This is a genomic window from Plantactinospora sp. DSM 117369, assembly GCF_053764795.1.
Genome location: NZ_CM132446.1, coordinates 4,903,233 through 4,923,294 on the forward strand (window position 1 = coordinate 4,903,233; position 20,062 = coordinate 4,923,294).

Here is a 20,062-nt window from a genome sequence, read left to right on the forward strand (position 1 = left end):
TGCTCGGCTGCCCGGCGCTTCCGACGCCACGCCGGGGCACCGGGCTCGGGCAGCCGGCGGCGGTGCACCGCGTCCCGGCCGGCGCGACACCCCCTGCCCCGGGCCTCCCGGACGGCCGGCGCGTGCGACGATCGACCGCCTGATGGAGACCACCACCGCCGCGCCCTGGCGCGCCCCCCGCTTCTGGCTCTTCCTCCAGGTCCTCGCCCGGGGCGTGGTCGGGCTGCTCGCCCGGCTGCGGGTCACCGGCGACGTGCCCGACGAGCTGCGGCACGGCCCGCTGATCCTGGCCGCCAACCACCTCAACCCGTTCGACCCGGTGGTGCTGACCGCCGCCTGCCGGGTACGCCGGATCGCGCCCCGGATCATGGCCACCGGCGGGGTCTTCCGGGCCCCGATCGTCGGCTCCGCGATGCGGGCCAGCGGACACATCCGGGTCGACCGGCGTACCCCGACCGTCGGACTCGCCCTGGAGCACGCGGCGGCGGCCGTCGCCCAGGGCTCGGTGGTGCTGGTCTATCCGGAGGGGCGGATGGGGCTCGACCCCGGCATGTGGCCCGAGCGGGGCAAGACCGGCACCGCCCGGCTCGCCTTCGCCAGTGGCGCCACGGTGGTGCCGGTCGCCCAGTGGGGCGCGCACGAGGTGCTGCCGTACGCCGCACCGGCCGGCATGCTCCGGGCGGTTGGCCGGGCGATGCTCCGCCGGCCGGTGATCCGGGTGCACTTCGGCCCGCCCGTCGACCTGACCGGGATCGACCCGATCAGCCCCGGCGCCGCCGCCCGGGCCACCGACGCGATCATCGAGGCGCTCACCGTCGCCCTGGCGCCGCTGCGTCACGACGAACCCGACCGGCCCCGGTACGTCGACCCGACCCGGCCCACCGAAACCCGGCGCCAGCACCGCCGTCCCCGCCTCGACGACGCGGCCGGCGGCTGAGCCGGGCACGGTGTTCCCGGCGGCGGTAGCAGCGTGCCCGGGTGCGGTGCGCGCGGCTCACCGCAGGGTCGGAACGTCGCCGCCGGGCAGCCAGTCCACGGTGGCACCGGGCAGTCCCGCCGTCCAGGGCGCGACCTCCTCGGCGAGCCGGACCGGAGCCGGCAGCGTCGGACCGAGGCCGATCGCGTACCGGGTCAGCTCCGGGGTCCGCTCGAACGGGCGCGGCCAGGCGTGCGGCTCCGCTGCCCCGGCCCGCTGCACGGCGGCGAGCAGGGCCCGGACCCGGCCCCGGACCCGGCCGAGCGTCACGCTGAACGCCTCGCCCCGGACCGCCCGTACGGTCAGCACCGCCCAGGCGGCGTGCCGGCGGTGCAGCGGTGGCGGCGACGACAACTCGGGAGGCGGCTCCGGGGCGGCTCCCGCCGCGTCGAGGAGTTCCCACCCGGCGTAGAGCTCCCGGGTCAGCAGGTCCCGACCGGCGGCGGACACCTGCCCCGAGCAGGACCGGACCGGTGCACTGGGCGTCAGGATCCGCACCGGTGGCTCGTCGGCGCCGGAGTCGACGGGGGCCGGCCAGCCGTCCGGTCCGGCGGGGCCGGCCGGCGACGGGTGCAGGGCGACCGGCTCGCGCCAGTCCCAGGCCGCCCAGTCGGCGAAGAACTGCCGCAACAGCGGGACCGGGGAAAGATCGTCGGCCTGGCGTACCGTGCGGGCCGCCAGGACCGTCCAGGCCAGCCCGGGCAGCCCGCCGAACGGCGCCGAGTCGAGTCCACGTACCCGCGCCCACGCCTTCACCTGCCGGGCCAGCCCGACGAACGCCGACCGGTGCCCGCGTACCGCCGCGAGCAGTTCCTCGGCGTCGCTGACCGCACTCAGCGCGACCGCCGCCGCCGTGTCCAGCGCGGCCCGGCGAGGCACCGCCGCCGTCGCCGGCACGTCCCCGGTGGCGACCACCACCAGGTCGACGTCCCGGTCGTCGACGCGCAGCCGCAGGCCCGGCACCCGGGCGCCGCGCACCTGGCGCAGCCCGGTCGCGGCCGGCAGCGCGGCCCGCACCCGGGCCTCGACCGCCGACAGCTCGACCGCGCCCGGCAGCGCCAGCACCAGGTCCAGATCGGCGCCGGGCAGGGCGCAGCCGAGCCGCCGCGATCCGACGACGTGCGGCACCGCCTCCGGCAGGACGTCCCGCAGCGCCGACACCACCCGCCGGGTCAGCGGGTCCGCAGCCGACTGCGCCGGTACGCCGGGGCCGGCCGGTGCGGCGCCGCGGTGCCCCGGCACCGGCGGCGGGTGCACGCTCTCCGGCTCCGGCTCGATCCCGACGGCTGCGGCCGGATCGCCGGGTACGCCGACCAGGTCGGTCGAGCCGTCGACGACGACGTCCACGGTGACGCCGTAGTGGTCCGAGACGAACAGGCCGTCGACGGAGGCCGGGGCGGTGCCGAGCAGGGCGGCGGCCCCGGCGCGCAGTCCGGTGCCGCGCAGCAATACCCGGTCGAGCCGGCCCGCCCGGCCGGACAGCGACGAGACGGCCGCCAACGGGTTGACCAGCGGGTCGAAGGTCGGTGTCCGGTCGGCGGGCCCGTGCAGCTCGGACCAGGCGTCCCGTACCTCGGGTAGGCCGCCGGGGCCACATCCGTCGTCGTTGAAGTCGCCGACCAGCACCACCGGGCCGTCGATCCCGGCCAGCGCCTCGGCGAGCCGGGCCAGTTCGACCTGCCGTCGGGCCGCCCCGCCGTCGGCGTGGTCGCTGGTCAGGTGGGTACCGGCCACCACCAGCGGCCCGTCGGCGGACTCCACGGTGATCGCCGCGACCGCCTTGTGCGGGCCGAGCGGGTGCCGGCCGGCCTCCCGGACCGGCAGGCGGCTGAGCAGCAGCAGCCCGGTGTCGTCGACGTCCCGACCGGTCGGGTCGGTGTCCAGGGTGTAGCCGGCGCGGACCCATGGGGCGTTCAGCAGCAGGTGCAGCAGTTCGGCTTCGACCTCCTGGAGGGCGATCACGTCCGCGTCGGCGTGTTCGAGCGCGGCCAGCAGCAGCGGCCGGCGCCGGGCGGTGTCGATCCGGTCGCTGTCGTACCGGTCCCAGAGGGTGTTCCAGGTCAGCACCCGCAGCCGGGCCGGGCCGGGCAGCGGTACGCCGCCGGCCGGCGCGGGTGCGGCACGCCAGCCGGCGGCCGGCATCCCGGAACGGCCATCCGGTCCGGCCGACCACCGGAACGGCGTGCCGGCGGTGAAGGACGGTGCCCGGAGCAGCCGGGGCCGCCGGCTGCGGCCCGCCGGTGTCGAGTCGATCCGGTCCAGGCCGGTGGCCCGGTCCCAGACCACCTCGCCGTCCGCCTCGATGAACAGCACCCGGTGCCACGGGATGTCGCCGCCGGGGGTGAACGCGGGCAGCGGAATCCGTTTCGGCTCGGTGCCCCGGACGTTGACCCCGAGCACGAACCGGGCCGGGTCGAACCGCGGATCCCAGCGGATCCGGTGGTAGATCTCCTCGCTGGTCCGCATGCTCAACCCACCTCGCCGAACACCGGCGCACCGCCGAACACCGGCGCACCGCCGAACACCGGCGCACCGCCGAACACCGGCGCACCGCCGAACACCGGCGCACCGCCGAACACCGGCGCACCGCCGAACACCGGCGCACCGTCGGCCGGGTTTTCCGGCTCCTCGTCGGCGAGGCTGCCGGCGACGTCGCCGACCGTGCCGTCCGGCCCGACGTACCAGGTGCGGTGCGCCTCCCCCGGCAGCGGCGGGCGGAACCGGCGGAGCTGGCCGGCGAGCACCTCCGGCGGCACCCGATCCGCCCGGTCGGCGTTGCGTCGGGCCAGCACGTCGTCCGGGACCAGCAGCACCGCGTGCGTGGTCAGCGCGTCGCGGCGGCGGGCCACGGCGTGCACCAGGGACCGCTGCTGCCGGTTCAGCGCGGTCGCGTCCCAGACCACCGTCCCGCCGGCGGCCAGCAGGGCGTCGAGCCGGTCCAGGCCGGCTCGCAGCACCTCGGCGTTCGCCCGCTGGTCGGCGCGGGACCCCCGGGCCTGGCGCAGCTCGTCGAGGGAGACGATCCCGGCCACCCCCGGCAGGCGCCGCGCGAAGCCGCTCTTGCCGCTGCCGGCCGGCCCGACCGTCAGCACGAGCCGGGGAAAGCGCCCCGACCGCCACCGCCAGGTCGCCGCCGGCGCCTGCTCCGGCGTGCCGATCCGGCCGTCCGCGTACGCCTGGCGGGCCTCGGCCCAGCACCGGTCCGCCGCCTCCGGGTCGCACCCGCGCAGCGCCGTACGCAGCTCGGCCCGCAGCGGTCGCAGCGGCGCCTCGGCGAGCAGGCCGGCCTCGTCGGCGTGCAGTTCCGACCAGGCGACCTGCTCCCGCGCCTCGGCGCTGGCGGCGTCCTCGCGGCCGGTCAGCACCGCGGCGGCGACGGCGTGCAGGACGCCGACGTCGGCCGCGTCGGCGAGCCGGATCAGGCCGGCCCGGCGCGCCTCGTCGGGAAACGGCCGGTGCGGGCCGGTGTGCAGTTCCACCAGGTCGGCGACCCGGCGCGCCAGCGGCATGCCGAGCGGGGCGACCAGGCGGGCCGCCAGCCCCGGCCGGCGGGTCTGGGCGAAGAGGGCGGCCAGCACCCCGGCCAGGCGCGGGTCACCGCAGCGGCCCAGCAGGTCGAGTCGGGCCAGGACGTCGGCGACGACCTCCTCGGCCCGCTCGACCGTCCCGCCGGCACCGGTGGTGCCGTCGTCTCCGGTGTCGGCGCCGCCGAGGGTGGCGGCGAACAGCGCGGGTACGTCCGCCGGGCCGCCCGACCGCACCTGCCAGAGCGCGGCGTGCGGGCCGAGGCCGTTGGGCACCACCGGAGCCAGCATCCAGTGCGCGTCGGTGCGTACGTGGTCCCGGCGTACCCACTTCGCGACCCGGGCGGCGAACTCGGCGCGGGCAAAGCCGTCGACGGTCCGGACCACGTAACCCTCCTGCCGGGCCGGGTCGAGCCGCAGCGTACGCAGCGCCCGCTCGTCGAAGGTGCCCCGCCACAGCACCGGCGGGAGCGGCAGGCCGAGTCGCCGGGTGACCCGGACCGTCCGGTCCCAGTCCAGGCAGTGGTCACCGGCCCAGACCGAGAAGGCGTAGAACCAGCTCGCCAGATCCTGGTAGCCGATCGAGTGCCGGGCGTAGAGGTTCTCCCCACAGATCCGCCACCCGGCCGGCAACCCGGCGGCGATCCGGCCGTGCAGCGCCTTCAACCAGGCCCGGGACGGATGGTGCGCCGAGTCCAGCGAGCGGGCGTGCAGGCCGTCCCGGTAGAGGGTGGTGTTCTCGCCGTCGAGTTTCTCGGTCACCACCACCTCCCGGCCGCGCAGGCCGGACAGGTCCCCGACCCGCAGGTCGTCGGCGGCCACCCCGGGCGACCAGGGCAGGTGCGGGGTGCGAGGGTATGGCACCCGCATGATCCACCCCCGACCACAAGCAACCTGGTGATCGAAAACGGTACGCAGCGCGGCGATGCCCGGCCAGCCATTTAGGCATCGGCGAGCGGACAGCGAACCCCGCGCCGCTCACGTGGGGCCGGGGCAGGTCAACACGGCTCTCAGCGGCCCGTGTCGCTCACCGTTGCTGAGGGTGTCCGGTGCGGTGGGACCGGTGCTCGTACGGTGCCGAGGGAAACCGGCCGCCCATCCGGTGTCGAATCGTCGTTCCGGCACGCGGTACAGAATGTCCACAGCCGATAACCATCCCCGTACGTCTGGCAGTGGGCCAGGTAGTTTCCGGTGTATTCCCATGCTTCGCCGGCGAACCTGCACTCCGCGCAGTACCGGAACGACGACCTGTACTGCCATCCGCTCGGTAGATTTCCGTTGCATCCGGTTACGAGCGGCTCTGCCACGGTAGCCCGAGCCTGCTCCGCCGGTACCGGAGCCGGCCCGGCCAGCGCCGGGCCCGCGTTCACCGCCCCTGCGGCAGCAAACGCAACGGCCAGGGCCAGCGCGAAGACCGCTTTCTTGAGCAAAAATCCGAGTCCCTGTGTCATGCCGCGAAAGTTATCAACAGGCGACTTCTCGGCGGCGTCGACTGCTTCTGATATCTCTCTGAGACGACAGCCGTAGGCTGCCGGGTTCAGGGCGGCGATTCGAGTGACGACAATGCTGTGGGTGTGAGCCGCCGTCGAACGAGCTTGGGGAGGCTTCGATGTTGCGATCGACCTTCGGCGCCGCTCGGATGGCGCTCGGGCTGGTCACCGCACTGACCCTGGCGCTGATCGCCGGCCAGCCGGCCGCCGCGGCGGGTACCCCCACCTCGGCGGGCGGCTGGCAGCTGACGAACATCGGCCAGCGCATCTGCATCCCGGCCGGCGAGTCCTGGTGGACGTACTTCTGGATCACCATCGACGGAGAGTGGTCGACCCCCATCGAGGTCGGAGCCCGCAACCTGCCTGCCGGCACGACCACGAGCCTGCCGCATTCGCCGATCCCGCCCGGATCGAGCGACGGTCACACCGCGCTCAATCTGATCGCGATGACCCTGCCGCCGCTACCGTTCGGGGTGTACCGGCCGGTGCTGACGGCGTCGGACGGGCTGCAGACGCAGAGCGTCCCGGTCACGATCCAGGTCCAGGAGAGCTGGGGCTGCGCCTGAGTTTCAGCGGCCCGCCACCCGGGACCCGAAATCCGAACCCGGCGCCCGTCAGCCGGAGCGGCGCTGCCGCAGGTAGGCGAGGACGGCCTCCCGGGTGGTCCGCACCCCGAGCGCCTCCCGGGCCTGGGCGATCCGCCGGTTCGCGGTGCGCAGCGACAGGAACTCCGCCGCCGCGGCGGCGGCGATGGTCTCGCCGTCGGCGAGCCGCTCCAGCAGCGCCCGCTGCTCGGGGATCAGCCGGCTCACCACCGACTCGGTCTCGGACTCCGGCACCTCGTCCGGATCCCGGTGTACCGGCCCGAGCCGGCTCAGGTCATCGACGAGTGCCCGGCCAACCTCGCCGGCCGGGTCCACGATGGCCACCACCCCGGCGCCGCGGGCCGCGGCCAGCACCGCCAGCCGGACCGTGTCGGCGTCCGGTACCCGGCCGAACAGCACCAGTCGGGCGGCGGCCAGGTCCCAGCCGGGCTCGGCGACGGCGAACCCCTCCCGGGTCGACCACCCGTCCCGGACCAGTCGGCGCAGCACCGTGGTCGCGTCGGTCGCCGACGGTACGACGTAGCGCGGCGGGTCGGTCATCGCTGCACCTCCAGCACCAGTCACAGCGCCTCCAGGGCGAGGGCCGCGGCCTCGGTACGGGTGCGGGCGCCCAGCTTGCGCATCCCGGACCGGACGTGGGTCTCCACCGTCTCCGCGGATATACCCAGTTGACCGGCGATGCGTCGGGTCGGTTCGCCGGCCGCGACCAGCCGGAGCACCTCACGTTCCCGGTCGGTGAGGTCGCCGTCGGCGCGGGCGCCCCGGACGTCGCGGCGTACCGCGTGCCGGCGCAGCGCCCGGCGGATCCGGCCGAGCAGTACGACCAGCCCGGCGCGTTCGGCGCGTTCCTCGGCGGTCAGCAGTACCGGGACGCTGCGGGCCGGGTCCGGTTCGTGCAGGCCGGCGGCGAGCAGGCAGCGCACCTCCTCGCGGACCGCCAGGTCCCGCCAGCCGTCGGCGGCCCGGATGAAGCCGGCCGGGTCGCCGCCCGGGGTGTCCCAGGCGGCGAGGGTCTGCCACACCGGCGCCGGCTCCGGCGGAACTCCGGTCACCGCACCGTCGGGCAGCCCCGGACCGGGGCCGGCATCCGCGCCGTCGTACGCCGCCCAGCGGGCGGTGATCCGGCGCAGCCCGTCGATCAGCGGCGGGCCGCCGGAGGATGCTCCGCCGGCCCGGTCCGGCTGGCCGTCCAGCCAGGCCGCCTCCCGACTCACCCAGTCGAGCAGCGCGTCGGCGCCGGTGGAGCCGCCGGTGGTGGCCGCCAGCCGGGACCGGGCCGGGCCGAGCAGGCCGCCGTCCGCCTCGACCAGGCTGGCGGCGGCCACCGCGTAGCCCCGGGCCAGCCGGGGCAGGGTCCGGTCGGTCAGGTCGGCCGCCCGGCGCAGCGCCTCGTCGGAGTCGAGTACCGTGCCGGACGTGCCGGAGTCGAGTGCGGGCTGCCCGCCGCGCAGCGCCGCACACCACAGCCGGGCGGCCAGGAACCGGGTCTGCCAGCTGTAGGCGAGGTCGGCCGCGCAGGCGTGTTCGGCCGCCTCGGCGGCCTGCCCGGCCTCGCCGAGCCGGCCGTCGGCGAGCAGCGTCTCGACCAGTAGCCAGGCACTCCACCGGGCGGAGAGCGGATCACCGGCCGTACCCGCCGCGGCGGCGGCCGAGGCCAGCGTCGACTCCCAGCCCGGGGCGCGGTTCGCGGCGCGTACCGCCGCCAGCGCGGCCCGCAGTCCCGGGTGCGCCGGTTCCGGGCCGTGCCGGGCGGTGATCCGGGCCGCCGCCCGGGTCGCCTCGGCCGGGTCGGCGTCGAGCTGGGCGAGGAGCACGATCCGGTCCCGGGCGGCGAGCTGCTCCGGGGTGGCCGAGTCCGGTACCCGGGCCACCGCCGACCGGGCGCCGGCCAGGTCGCCGAGCTGGACCAGCGCCTCCGCCCGCAGCAGGTCCGGGTCGACGCCGAGCGGTGTGCCGGTGTTCAGCACCCGGGCGGCGGCCCGGGGCCGGCCGCAGGCCAGCGCGGCCCGGGCGGCGTCGACCCGGACCGCCGGTTCCGGCTCGACGCCGGGCAGCGCGCAGGCGAGCAGCAGCAGTTCGGCGCGCAGACCGGCGGTGTCGGCGTCGGCTGCCACGTCCAGCGCCCGCCGGTACGCCGCCGCGCCGTCACCGGCCGCCGCCAGGTGCCGGGCCGCCTCGGCCGGCGGTACCAGCTCGGCGAGGCGCCGGTGCAGCGCCTGCCGGCCGGTCTCGTCGAGCAGCCCGGCGGCCACCTCGGCGACGTACGGCGACACCGGGCCGACCAGCGCGGCGCCGCCCTGCTCGACGGTGACCAGGCCGGCGGCGTGCAGTTCGTCGACCCCGGCACCGAGCACGCCCGCCGGTGCCGGCCGGCCGAGCAGCCCGAGTGCGGCCATCGTGGTACGCGCCGGCCGGGTCAGGTCGGCCAGCGCCGCCGCCACCGCGTAGCCGACCTGGTCGGCGTCGCGGTCCGCCGGCACCGGCTCCGGACGCCGCTCGCCGGTGCCACCGGGTCGGGGCACCCCGGCCGCCCGCTGCGCGGCCGCCTGGTGGGCCAGGGTCACCACCGCCAGCGGCACCCCACCGGCCCGCCGGACCACGTCGGCGACCGTCGACGGGCCCAGCCCGGGGGCTATCCGCCCGGCCAGGGCGGTCGCCGACTCCACGGTCAGCGGCGGCACCGCGAGCCAGCCCGCCGCGACGGCCTCCAGCGCCGCCACCGCCGCCGGCGGCAGCCGGTGCGGGGTACGCAGCGCGACCGCGATCCGGCAGTGCGTGGCCAGCGGCACCAGGGCGGCGAGGGTGGCCGGATCGACCCACTGGAGGTCGTCCAGCAGCAGCAGGCCGCCGCGTACCCGGGACCGGACCGCCTCGGCGAGCAGTGCCGGATCGTGCCCGGGTAGCCGGACCCGGACCGCACGGGCCAGCGCGAACGCCGGTTCGCCGGGCAGGCTGGCCAGGCCGCCACCGGCGAAGACCGGCCCCCGGAAGGCGGTGCCGAGCCGGTGCAGCGCGGTGCTGCGCCCGCCACCGGGTCCACTGTGCAGCACCACCAGGCCGGGGGTGGTGAGCAGGCCGGAGCCGGCCGCGACGACGTCCGGGGCCTGATCGCCGACCGGCCCGCCGTCCGGCAGGTCGGCCGGTCGGAACTGGTCGGGCAGATCACCGACCGACGCGTGCCGCACTGTCCCTCCCCCGCCCGGGTCGACGCCTGACCACCGTGGAAGACGGTGGCACGAACATGGGATCCTGCGCCGGCAGGATATTCGTAGTGTGATGTCCGGCAGGGGCAGCCCGCCCCCGCCGTCGTGTCGGAAGGACAGCAGACGAGATGAACGTGCTCCACCACCGGGTTCCTGCCATTGTCGCCGACCGCACCGCCGGCTGACGAGCGATGGGAGCAGGTCCGCTCAGCGCCCGGGTCGCCGGCCTCTGTGACGAGGTCGGTCCCCGACTCGGCGCCGCTACCGGAACCCAGGTGTCGGGGGTACGCCGCCGGCTCGACGAGCCGCTGCGGGTGGCGATCGCCGGCCGGCTCAAGGCCGGCAAGTCGACGCTGGTCAACGCGCTGATCGGCCGGCGGGTGGCACCGACCGAGGTGGGCGAGTGCACCCGGATCGTCACCCAGTTCCGCTACGGCACCGCCGACCGGGTCGACGTGGTACGCCGGGACGGCAGCCGGCTCAGCCTGCCGCTGGACGACGCCGGCATGATCCCGCAGCGGCTCGGCGTGCCACGCGCCCAGATCTCCTACGTCGACGTCACGCTGACCAGCGACCACCTGCGCGACCTGACGGTGCTGGACACCCCGGGACTCGCCTCGACGAACACCTCGGTCAGCGCGGGCGCCCGCCGGTTCCTGTTCGAGGCCGCGACCGCCCCGTTCGACGACAACATCGACGACGACTCGGCCGGCGCGATCGCCGGTGCCGAGGCGATCGTCTACGTCTTCACCCAGTCGGTCCGGGACGACGACGTGGCGGCGCTGGAGGCGTTCCGGTCGGTCTCGGCCCGGCTGGCCAGCAACCCGATCAACTCGCTCGGCCTGTTCAACAAGGTGGACAAGCTGGTTGGCGGGGCGGCCGACCCGTGGCCGGTGGCCGGTCCGCTGGCCGCCGACCAGACCGGTGTGCTGCGCCGGGTGGTCTCCGAGGTGGTGCCGATCGTCGGGCTGCTGGCCGAGACGACCGAGGCCGGCCGGCTGACCGCCGCCGACTGCGAGGCGCTGCGGACGATGGCCCGGTTGCCGGCCGGCGAGCGGGCGGTGCTGCTCGCCTCGGTCGACCTGTTCACCTCCCGGGACTGCCCGGTCCCCCGGGAGCAGCGGGAGCGGTTGCTGCGGCTGCTCGACCTGTACGGCATCGGCTTCGCCATCGCCCAGTTCGCCGCCCAGCCGCAGCTGGCCAGCGGCGACCTGGTGCGGCTGCTGTTCCAGGCGTCCGGGTTCCCCCGGCTGCGCAACACGCTCGACCAGGCGTTCCGGTGGCGTACCGACGCGATCAAGGCCGGCTGGGGGCTGTCGACCCTGGAGAAGCTGGCCAGCCACGCTCCCCGGCCCGAGGACCGGGAACTGCTGCGGGACGCGATCGAGCAGGTGCTGCAACAGCCGGAGTACCACCGGCTGCGGCTGCTGGAGGTGGCCCAGCTGGTCAGCTCCGGCTCGGTGGAGCTGCCGGAGCCGATGGAGCAGGAGCTGACCCGGCTGGCGCTCTCCACCGACCCCCGATGGATCCTGAGCCTGCCGGCCGCCGCACCGGAGCAGTTGGCCCGGGCCGCGCTGGAGGCCGCCACCCGGTGGCGGGTGTACGCGGTCGCCGGGGCGAGCCCGGCGCAGTCCCGGGTGGCCCAGGTGGCGCACCGCGGCTTCTTCCTGCTCTCCCAGCGGGTACGCGCCGAGGGGAGCCCGCGGTGACCGCCGGCCGTACCGCCACCGGGGCCGGTGCGCCAGCGCAGCGCGGTGGAGCGAACCCGGAGGCGGCGCTCGGCGCGGCGCTGGGCGGGGCGGTCGACGGCGGGCTGGCGTTCCTGCGCAAGGTCGCCCCGGATGCCGCCGCCGACGTCGACATGCTGCGCCGCCAGGTGGTGACCCGCCCGTCGATCGTGGTGGTCGGTGAGACGAAGCGCGGCAAGAGTTCCCTGGTCAACGCGCTGGTCGGGGTGCCCGGGCTGTCACCGGTCGACGTCGCGGTCGCCACCTGCTGCTATCTGGAGTTCGTGCCCGGGCCGGAGGCCGGCGCCCGGGCCTTCCTGCCGGGTCGGGGCGACCCGCTGCCGCTGCGCCTGTCCGACCTGCGGGACTGGGCCACCCCGCTGGGCCGGCTGCCGGACGACCAGCGCCCGCCCCGGCACATCGAGGTGACCCATCCGGCGCCGCTGTTGCAATATCTCAGCCTGGTCGACACCCCGGGCACCGGCGGGCTGGATCCGGCGCACGCCCAGATCGCGCTGGACGCGGCGGCCCGGGCCACCGCCCTGCTCTTCGTGGTCGACGCCGCCGCCCCGTTCGCCCAGCCGGAACTCGACTTCCTGATCGAGGCGAGCAAGCGGGTCAACCTGGTGGTCTTCGCGTTGACCAAGACCGACGCGTACCCGGGCTGGCGGACGATCCTGGCCGACAACCGGGCGCAGTTGCAGGCCCACGCACCCCGGTTCGGCGGCGCGTCGTGGTTTCCGGTCTCGGCCCGGCTGGCCGAGCTGGCCCGGACGATGCCGGCGGAGGCGGCCGGTGAGCTTATCCGGGAGTCCCGGATCGCCGAGTTGCAACACGCCCTGATCGGGGTGGCCGGCCGGGGGCACCTGCTGCGGCAGGCGAACCTGCTGCGTACGGTCCGCAGCGAACTGATCCGGTACGACCTGGAACTCGGTGACCGGCTGCGGGCCGCCGACCCCGATCCGGCGGACCTGGCCCGGATCAAGCAGGACCGGGCGGCGCTGGCGGCGCGGAAGCGCACCGAGTCGCGGCAGTGGTCGCTGGCGTTGAGCACCGAGACGCAGCGGGCCCGGGTGGAGGCGACCGGGCTGCTCCGGGGTTACGTCGGCACCCTCCAGGAGGAGTTCCTGAACCGGATCGACAAGGCCCGGGGCGAGGAGCTCAAGGGGCTGCCGCAGCAGGTCGACGAGGGGTTGCACGCGCTGTCGGTGCGGCTCTCCGACGATCTGGAGGTGCGGTTCCGGCAGGTCGGCGAGCGGGTGCTCGCCGAGGTGTTCCAGCCGGAGGAACTGCGGTTCGTGCTGGGGCGGCTCAACGCGACCCTGCGGCACGCGCTGGCCAGCAAGCCGCGCCGGGAGGGCGGCGGCCCGGACAACATGATGATCGCGATGTCGGCCGGGTCGATGGCGTTCCTGGCCGGCCGGGGCGCGATGGCCGGCGCCTCGGCGCTCGGCGCGGGCGCGCTGGTCGGTGGCAGCCTGCTGATCCCGTTCGCCGGGCTCGGCCTGGGGCTCGCCGCCGGCGGCTTCATCCTGTACCGGCGCCGGGTGCACACCGACCGGCAGCAGGCCCGGATGTGGCTGCGGGAGGTGGTCGCCGACGCCCGGGCCGCGCTGTCGGACGAGATCACCAACCGGTTCACCGACCTGCAGTACGCGCTGACCCTCGCCCTAGATGACGCGATCGAGCGCCGGCTGCGGCAGCTCGACGAGCGGATCGCGGAGATCGACGCGGCGGCGGCCGAGGACACCGCCGTACGGGCCCGGCGCCGAGCCGCGACGCAGGCGGAGCGGGAGACGGTCCGGACCCGGGTCAAGCAGGTCGACGAGGTGCTGGTCCGGGCCCGGGCGCTGGCCCCGGCTCCGGCCACCGAGGACCGAGGGCGGGAACATGACTGACTACTGGGGTGGCTGGTCCGCCGACCAGCCGGAGTTCGGCGGCCCGGAAGGTGAGGACTTCGGTGACCTGACCCCGGACCAGCCCGACGACAGCGGCTTCCCGGTCGAGGGGTTCGGTGCCGCCGACCCGGATCCCGGCGACCTGTCCGGGGCGCCCGCCGACCCGCCGCTGCCGCTCGGCTACGACGACCTGCCGACCGGGCCGCACACCGACCCGTACGCCGAGGCGGACCCGTACCCGGCCGAGGAGTCGGGGTTCGGGCCGGACGGCTATTCCGAGGTGCCCGCCGAGGTCGGCTTCGGCGCGGCGGACCCGCCGGTCGGCGCCGACCCGGACCTCGACCCGTACGCCGACACCGGACCGGCCTGGTGGGAGTCGACCGAGTTGCCGGATCTCGGCGCACCGCCGGAGCCGGTCGACGGCTTCCCGTGGACCGATCCCGCCCTGCTCGGCCAGCCGGTCGACGCGGTGCCGCCGCCGCTGCCCGAGCCGGTCGCCGGGACGGTCGCCCCGGACGAGTTGGCCGGGTACGCCGGTGAGGAATTGCCGGCCGACGGCGACCCGTGGTCGGCGCTGACCGCCTCCGAGGACCCGGCGACGAGTACGCTTGCCCGGTTCTGGTTGCCGGACGAGCGCTGACGGGACACCGGGCCTTCCGCCCTGCTGCGGGATTCCGCGCGCTCCTCCGACGCCGGCACAGGAACTGGCAACCGGCCGAACATTCAGGCCCAGACGGAAGCGAGCGGCAAGATGGCGGAGACGACGAGCGGCGGCACCGGCGCCACAGCCCAGATCGGGGTGACCGGGCTGGCGGTGATGGGCCGCAACCTGGCCCGGAACCTGGCCCGGCACGGTCACCGGGTGGCGGTGCACAACCGGTCGCCGGAGCGGACCCGGAGCCTGGTCGCCGAACACGGGGACGAGGGGACGTTCGTGCCGAGCGAGTCGCTGGCCGACTTCGTCGCCTCGCTGGAGCGGCCCCGCGCCGTCATCGTGATGGTGAAGGCGGGCCGTCCCACCGACGCCGTCATCGACGAGCTGATCCCGCTGCTCGAACCCGACGACATCGTCATCGACTGCGGCAACGCCCACTTCGCCGACACCCGGCGGCGGGAGGAGACGCTGCGCGAGCACGGGCTGCACTTCGTCGGCACCGGTGTCTCCGGCGGAGAGGAGGGTGCGCTGCTCGGCCCGAGCATCATGCCGGGCGGCTCGGTCGAGGCGTACCGCAAGCTCGGGCCGATCTTCGAGTCGATCGCCGCCCAGGTCGACGGGGTGGCGTGCTGCGCACACATCGGGCCGGACGGCGCCGGGCACTTCGTGAAGATGGTGCACAACGGCATCGAGTACGCCGACATGCAGCTCATCGCCGAGGCGTACGACCTGCTCCGGGAGCGGCTGGGCGCGACACCGGCCGAGATCGGCAAGATCTTCGCCGGCTGGAACGAGGGCGACCTGGAGTCGTTCCTGATCGAGATCACCGCCGACGTGCTCGGGCACGTGGACGCCGGCACCGGCAAGGCGTTCGTCGACATCGTCCTCGACCAGGCCGAGCAGAAGGGCACCGGCCGGTGGACGGTGCAGAGCGCGCTCGACCTGGGCGTGCCGATCACCGGGATCGCCGAGGCGACGTTCGCCCGCTCGCTGTCCGGGCACGCCGACCAGCGGGCCGCCGCGGCCCGGGCGTACGCCGACGCGGGGGGCGAGGCGCCGACCGGTGAGGTGGACCGGGACGCGTTCGTGGAGGACGTCCGCAAGGCGCTGTACGCCTCGAAGATCGTCGCCTACGCGCAGGGCTTCGACCAGATCCGGGCCGGCAGCCAGGAGTACGGCTGGGACATCGACCCGGCGGCGCTGGCCACCATCTGGCGGGGCGGCTGCATCATCCGGGCCCGGTTCCTCAACCGCATCCGGGAGGCGTACGACGCCGACCCGCAGTTGCCGACGCTGCTGGTGGCGCCGTACTTCGTGCAGGGGGTCGCGGAGAGCGTCGCCAGCTGGCGGCGGGTGGTCAGCTACGCCGCCCAGGCCGGCGTGCCCGCCCCCGCCTTCGGCTCCTCGCTCTCCTACTACGACGGGCTGCGGCGGGACCGGCTGCCGGCCGCGCTGATCCAGGGCCTGCGGGACAACTTCGGTGCCCACACCTACCAGCGGGTCGACACCGAGGGCAGCTTCCACACCCAGTGGGCCGGCGACCGCACCGAGTCTCCGGCCTGACCGCGAGTCGCGACAACGCGACTGACCGCGCCAACCCGACGGGTCGGCGGTCCGTCCTCCGGCACGGGGGCGGATCGCCGGCCCGGTCGCGTCCCGGTCTGCACCGCAGTCAGCCGGGCCTGGCAGCGAGGACCGCGACCAGCACGACGAGCGCGGCGACCACCAGCAGGGCCAGCGTCCCGGTCCAGACCAGCCCGGCCGTCCCGGTCCAGAACCGGCCGGCCGGCTGCGCCCCGGGCTGACCGGGCCGGGCCGGAGCCGGCCACTCGGGCTGGGCGGGCGCCGGCCGGAGCGGCGCCACGGCCCGGGCCGTGGCCGATCCATCACGAGCCGATCCGCCCGGGGGCGGAGCCGATCCGCCGCGAGCCGATCCGGCCAGGGCCGGTCCGGGCGACGGCACCGGTGCGGGCCGGGCCGGCGGGTCGTCGAGCCGGAGGGCTCCCTCGGCGACCACCGTCTCCGGCTGCTCCAGGGTGGTCGGGGCGACGCCCAACTCGGCGTGGATCAGCCGGGCGGCCAGCGGAATCCGGCTGGAGCCGCCGACCAGGAAGATCCCGACCAGGTCGGCCGGGTCCAGCCGGGCGGCGGCGATCGTCCGGGCCAGGCAGTTCACCGTCTGCTGGAGCTGCCGGCGGATCAGCGACTCCAACTCGTCCCGGGTCAGATGCGCCCGCAGGTCCAGCGCCGGCAGGTGCAGCTCGGCGCTGGCGGCCCGGGACAGCAGCTCCTTGGCCGCCCGGACGTCGTCGTAGAGCAGTTCCCGCGCCCGGCGCTGCCCCGCGTCGGCCGGGCTCAGCAGGCCGTGCCACAGCTCGGTCCGGCCGCCGGCGTAGCCCCGGCCGAGGTGCTCGACGAGGGCCTGGTCGAAGTCCAGCCCGCCCAGGTCGGTCAGGCCGGACTCGGCCAGCACGTCGAAGCCGTCGGCGGTGCGCCGGACCACGGCGGCGTCGAAGGTGCCGCCGCCCAGGTCGTAGACGGCCAGCGCCCGGCCGGGCGGCAGCACCGTGCCGAGTACCGCCGGATAGTAGGCCGCCGCCGCGACCGGCTCGGCGACCAGCCGGGGCGGCGGCAGCCCGGCGGCGCGGGCGGCGGCGACCAGCACGGTGCGACGGCGCTCCCCCCACCGGGCCGGATGGGTGAGCCGGACCTCGTCGACCCCGCCGAGCTGCCGGTACGCCTCGACCGAGACCCGCCGCAGCACCGCGCCGACCAGCTCGGTGACCGGTACCTCCCGGTCGCCGAGCAGCACCGCCCCGTCGTCGATCCGCCGTTTCGGCGCCGGCTCGAACCGGGCCGGGTCGAGCCGGGCCGCCCGGGAGGCGTCCCGGCCGGTCAGCGGCGTGCCGCCCGGGTCGAGGCAGACCGCCGAGGGCAGCAGCGGGCTGCCGTCGAAGAGCAGTGACCGGGCCCGGCCGTCAGCGCCCCGCACCGCGGCGACAGTGTTGGAGGTGCCGAAGTCGATGGCGAGCAGCCGCATGGCGAGCACCATACTGAACCCTCGCCGACCTCCCGTCGCGGTCCGTCATGCCCGGATGGCCGGACGTCGGGGCGCGGGCGCCGCGCTGTCCAGGTGCCGTTCACCGCCCGGAAGAGTCCCCGTCGGTCGGGGGGAAAGCGCCGCCCTCCGGTCACCGGACGGCCAACCGGACCGGGCATACTCGCACCGTGATCCGGGACTTCGCCTACCTCGACGCGCCGACACCGCTGGCGTTCGCGCACCGGGGCGGCGCCGCACGCGGCGACGAGAACACCACCGAGGCGTTCGCCCGGGCGGTCCAGCTCGGCTACCGGTACGTCGAGACCGACGTGCACGCCACCGCCGACGAGGTGCCGGTGGTCTTCCACGACGCGACCCTGCACCGGATGACCGGCGAGCACGGCCGGATCGCCGGACTGCGCTGGACGGACCTGAAGACGATCCGGGTCGGCGGGGCGGCGGCGGTACCCCGGCTCGACGACGTGCTCGGCGCCTGGCCGCAGATCCGGTTCAACGTCGACGTCAAGGCCGACGGCGCGGTCGCGCCCACCGTGCGTACCGTCGACCGGGCCGGGGCCGGCGACCGGGTGCTGCTCGCCTCGTTCAGCGACGCCCGGCTGGCCCGGCTGCGGATCCTGGCCGGGCCGAAGATCGCCACCTCGCTCGGGCTGCGCGGGGTGGCCCGGGTACGGCTCGCCTCGCTGGCCAACCGGCGGCTGATGCTGCCGCCGACGGTGGTCGCCGCCCAGGTGCCGGTCCGCTACCGCGGGGTCAAGGTGGTCGATCGGCGGTTCGTCGACTACGTGCACCGGCTCGGTCTCCAGGTGCACGTCTGGACCATCGACGACATCACCGAGATGAACGAGTTACTCGACCTCGGTGTGGATGGCATCATGACCGATCACGTCGACGTGCTGCGCGAGGCGTACCAGAGCCGCGGTCACTGGCCGTCCGATCGGTAGGTCGGCCGGACCAGGCCCGCCCGACCCCCGATACCGAAGGACCGACATGGCCGAGACCATCCCCGCGACGGCGCCGGACGCGCCACCCAGCACCCGGCACGAGCGGGTCGGCTGGTACTTCTACGACTGGGCGAACTCGGCGTTCAACACGACGGTGATCACCGTCTTCCTGGGCCCGTACCTGACCTCGATCGCGAAGGCGGCCGCCGGCTGCGCCTCGGACGACCCGTGCCGGGGCGGGCGGATCAGCCTGCTCGGCATCGACATCGCGCCCGGTTCGCTCTTCCCGTACATGGTGTCGCTGTCGGTGTTCCTGACCGTCTTCGTGCTGCCGCTGGTCGGTGCGGTCGCCGACCGGTCGCCGCGCAAGAAGGAGATGCTGGCGCTCTTCGCCTACATCGGCTCGGCGGCCACCGTCGGGCTGCTGTTCCTGACCGGCGACCGCTATCTGCTCGGCGCCGGGCTGTTCCTGGTCGCCAACATCTCCTACGGGGCGAGCATCGTCGTCTACTACTCGTTCCTGCCGCAGATAGCCGGGCCGGAGGAACGTGACAGCGTCTCCAGCATCGGCTGGGCGATCGGCTACATCGGTGGCGGGCTGCTGCTGGCGATCAACGTCGCGGCGGTGCTGTTCAAGGACTCGCTCGGGTTGGACACCGGCGAGGTCGCCCGGTACAGCATGGTGTCGGCGGGCATCTGGTGGGCGGCGTTCACCACCATTCCGCTGATCCGGCTGCGCAACCGGCCGCCGGTCGCCGGCCCGGCACAGGGACCGGTACTGCTCGACGGGTTCCGCCAGCTCTGGCACACCCTGCGCAGCCTCAAGGCGTACCCGCTGACGTTGTTCTTCCTGGTCGCCTACCTGGTCTACAACGACGGCATCCAGACGGTGATCTCGCTGTCCGCGGTGTACGGCACCGAGGAGCTGAAGCTCTCCGACGACGTCCTGGTGCCGACCATCCTGATGGTGCAGTTCCTCGCCTTCTTCGGCGCGCTCGGCATGGGCGCGCTGGCGAAGCGGATCGGCGCCTGGAAGACCATCCTGATCAGCTTGGTGCTCTGGACCGTCGTGCTGGCGGTCGCGTTCCGGCTGCCGGCCAACCAGGCGCTGCCGTTCGTGCTGCTCGGCGGCGGGATCGGCATCGTGCTCGGCGGTAGCCAGGCGCTGAGCCGGTCGCTGTTCAGCCAGTTGATCCCGAAGGGCAAGGAGGCCGAGTACTTCGGGCTGTACGAGATCTCCGACAAGGGCACGAGCTGGCTCGGGCCGCTGCTGTTCGGGCTGGCGTACGGGATGACCGAGAGCTACCGGGTGGCGATCATCTCGCTGCTGGCGTTCTTCGTGATCGGGTTCGTGCTGCTGGCCGCCGTGCCGATCCGGCGGGCGATCGTCGCCGCCGGCAACACCCCGCCGGAACGGCTCTGACCGGCCGGTACCGCCGCAGCCCGCCGGCTGCCGCGTCGGCCCGGTCGGCCCGCCCGAGCTGGCCGACCGGGGCGACCAGCGGCACGATCTGGCCTAGGGTGGGCCCGGGGCGGCACGTGGGCGGGAGGCGCGGAATGGAGCGGATCGAGGTGGCCGCGGGTACGGCACTGGTCGGCGTGATGGCCGGTGCCGGCTGGCCGGCGGCCCGGGCCGAGGTGGTGGCCTTCTGGCGGCAGGTCCGGCCCGGGGAGGCGGACGACGTGGCCGCCGACCTGACCGAGGTACGCGCCGAGGTGCTCGCCGCCCGCCAGGCCGGCGACCCCGCCCTGGAACGCGCCCTCGCCGAGGGCTGGCAGCGCCGGTTGCGGGACCTGGTGCAGGGTGACCCCGACCTCGCCGCCGGCCTGCGGCACCTCGTCGACCAGCATCTCGTGCCGGCGCTCCCGGCGGACGAGCGGGCCGGGATCACCAGCCGGCTGCCGGACGGCGAGCGCGGCCCGGGCTGAGTCGCGGGCTGAGCGGGCTGAGTCGCGGCCCGCTGGTCGGTCGGCCGACCAGA

Annotated in this window: 14 protein-coding genes; 9 read left to right on the plus strand and 5 right to left on the minus strand. The window is 75.5% G+C overall.

All coding sequences use genetic code 11. The annotated features are described in order from the left end of the window. The first annotated feature begins 142 nt into the window (after positions 1–142). Positions 143–937 carry a lysophospholipid acyltransferase family protein gene (locus ACSMXO_RS21285; RefSeq protein WP_455419081.1) on the plus strand — a complete coding sequence of 265 codons (795 nt, stop codon included), beginning with the start codon at positions 143–145 and terminating at the stop codon, positions 935–937. A gap of 57 nt (positions 938–994) precedes the next feature. Here the strand turns inward: ACSMXO_RS21285 and ACSMXO_RS21290 are convergent, their stop codons facing one another. Then, positions 995–3,442, minus strand: coding sequence for a poly(A) polymerase (locus ACSMXO_RS21290; RefSeq protein WP_455419082.1), 2,448 nt, complete (start codon positions 3,440–3,442; stop codon positions 995–997). Between the two features lie 2 nt (positions 3,443–3,444). Further along, positions 3,445–5,364, minus strand: a complete 1,920-nt coding sequence (locus ACSMXO_RS21295) for an RNA ligase family protein (RefSeq protein ID WP_455419083.1) — start codon at positions 5,362–5,364, stop codon at positions 3,445–3,447. 745 nt (positions 5,365–6,109) lie between these two features. On the opposite strand from ACSMXO_RS21295, the gene ACSMXO_RS21300 reads away from it, so the two are divergent. Beyond that, positions 6,110–6,556: a DUF5980 family protein gene (locus ACSMXO_RS21300; RefSeq protein WP_455419084.1), complete on the plus strand. Its 447-nt coding sequence runs from the start codon at positions 6,110–6,112 to the stop codon at positions 6,554–6,556. A gap of 48 nt (positions 6,557–6,604) precedes the next feature. Here ACSMXO_RS21300 and ACSMXO_RS21305 read toward each other — a convergent pair whose 3' ends face one another. Next, positions 6,605–7,135, minus strand: coding sequence for a LuxR family transcriptional regulator (locus ACSMXO_RS21305; RefSeq protein WP_455419085.1), 531 nt, complete (start codon positions 7,133–7,135; stop codon positions 6,605–6,607). Between the two features lie 20 nt (positions 7,136–7,155). After that, positions 7,156–9,780, minus strand: a complete 2,625-nt coding sequence (locus ACSMXO_RS21310) for a LuxR C-terminal-related transcriptional regulator (protein ID WP_455419086.1) — start codon at positions 9,778–9,780, stop codon at positions 7,156–7,158. 209 nt (positions 9,781–9,989) lie between these two features. Between ACSMXO_RS21310 and ACSMXO_RS21315 the strand changes: the two genes are divergently transcribed. From ACSMXO_RS21315 to gndA, 4 genes are all read left to right on the plus strand, one after another. Further along, a complete protein-coding gene (locus tag ACSMXO_RS21315; RefSeq protein ID WP_455419087.1) occupies positions 9,990–11,507 on the plus strand; it encodes a dynamin family protein in 1,518 nt (505 codons plus the stop codon). Further along, on the plus strand, positions 11,504–13,423 hold the full coding sequence (locus ACSMXO_RS21320; RefSeq protein WP_455419088.1) for a dynamin family protein: 1,920 nt from the start codon (positions 11,504–11,506) through the stop codon (positions 13,421–13,423). Before ACSMXO_RS21315 ends, ACSMXO_RS21320 begins: the two co-directional genes overlap by 4 nt. After that, the gene (locus tag ACSMXO_RS21325) at positions 13,416–14,063 is read left to right on the plus strand and encodes a hypothetical protein (protein WP_455419089.1); all 648 of its coding nucleotides are present in this window, start codon (positions 13,416–13,418) and stop codon (positions 14,061–14,063) included. The genes ACSMXO_RS21320 and ACSMXO_RS21325 overlap by 8 nt, the downstream gene beginning before the upstream one ends. Before the next feature lie 111 nt (positions 14,064–14,174). Then, positions 14,175–15,641 (plus strand): NADP-dependent phosphogluconate dehydrogenase, encoded by a 1,467-nt coding sequence (gene gndA / locus ACSMXO_RS21330; protein ID WP_455419090.1) that lies wholly within the window; start codon positions 14,175–14,177, stop codon positions 15,639–15,641. 109 nt (positions 15,642–15,750) lie between these two features. On the opposite strand, the gene ACSMXO_RS21335 is transcribed toward gndA, so the two are convergent. Further along, entirely contained in the window at positions 15,751–17,118 is a 1,368-nt protein-coding gene (locus ACSMXO_RS21335; protein ID WP_455419091.1) for an Hsp70 family protein, read from the minus strand. Between the two features lie 188 nt (positions 17,119–17,306). Between ACSMXO_RS21335 and ACSMXO_RS21340 the strand changes: the two genes are divergently transcribed. The 3 genes from ACSMXO_RS21340 to ACSMXO_RS21350 all read left to right on the plus strand — a co-directional run bounded on the left by ACSMXO_RS21340 (position 17,307) and on the right by ACSMXO_RS21350 (position 20,009). Continuing rightward, positions 17,307–18,080: a glycerophosphodiester phosphodiesterase family protein gene (locus ACSMXO_RS21340; protein WP_455419092.1), complete on the plus strand. Its 774-nt coding sequence runs from the start codon at positions 17,307–17,309 to the stop codon at positions 18,078–18,080. 46 nt (positions 18,081–18,126) lie between these two features. Further along, positions 18,127–19,503, plus strand: a complete 1,377-nt coding sequence (locus tag ACSMXO_RS21345; RefSeq protein ID WP_455419093.1) for an MFS transporter — start codon at positions 18,127–18,129, stop codon at positions 19,501–19,503. A gap of 134 nt (positions 19,504–19,637) precedes the next feature. Further along, positions 19,638–20,009, plus strand: a complete 372-nt coding sequence (locus tag ACSMXO_RS21350; RefSeq protein WP_455419094.1) for a hypothetical protein — start codon at positions 19,638–19,640, stop codon at positions 20,007–20,009. Positions 20,010–20,062 lie beyond the last annotated feature (53 nt).

Bases quoted from the DNA above. Each gene is read 5' to 3' on its own strand.
- ACSMXO_RS21285 (WP_455419081.1), top strand. From the start codon at position 143: ATGGAGACCACCACCGCCGCGCCCTGGCGCGCCCCCCGCTTCTGGCTC.
- ACSMXO_RS21290 (WP_455419082.1), bottom strand. From the start codon at position 3,442: ATGCGGACCAGCGAGGAGATCTACCACCGGATCCGCTGGGATCCGCGG.
- ACSMXO_RS21300 (WP_455419084.1), top strand. From the start codon at position 6,110: ATGTTGCGATCGACCTTCGGCGCCGCTCGGATGGCGCTCGGGCTGGTC.
- ACSMXO_RS21305 (WP_455419085.1), bottom strand. From the start codon at position 7,135: ATGACCGACCCGCCGCGCTACGTCGTACCGTCGGCGACCGACGCGACC.
- ACSMXO_RS21315 (WP_455419087.1), top strand. From the start codon at position 9,990: ATGGGAGCAGGTCCGCTCAGCGCCCGGGTCGCCGGCCTCTGTGACGAG.
- ACSMXO_RS21325 (WP_455419089.1), top strand. From the start codon at position 13,416: ATGACTGACTACTGGGGTGGCTGGTCCGCCGACCAGCCGGAGTTCGGC.
- gndA (WP_455419090.1), top strand. From the start codon at position 14,175: ATGGCGGAGACGACGAGCGGCGGCACCGGCGCCACAGCCCAGATCGGG.
- ACSMXO_RS21335 (WP_455419091.1), bottom strand. From the start codon at position 17,118: ATGCGGCTGCTCGCCATCGACTTCGGCACCTCCAACACTGTCGCCGCG.
- ACSMXO_RS21345 (WP_455419093.1), top strand. From the start codon at position 18,127: ATGGCCGAGACCATCCCCGCGACGGCGCCGGACGCGCCACCCAGCACC.
- ACSMXO_RS21350 (WP_455419094.1), top strand. From the start codon at position 19,638: ATGGAGCGGATCGAGGTGGCCGCGGGTACGGCACTGGTCGGCGTGATG.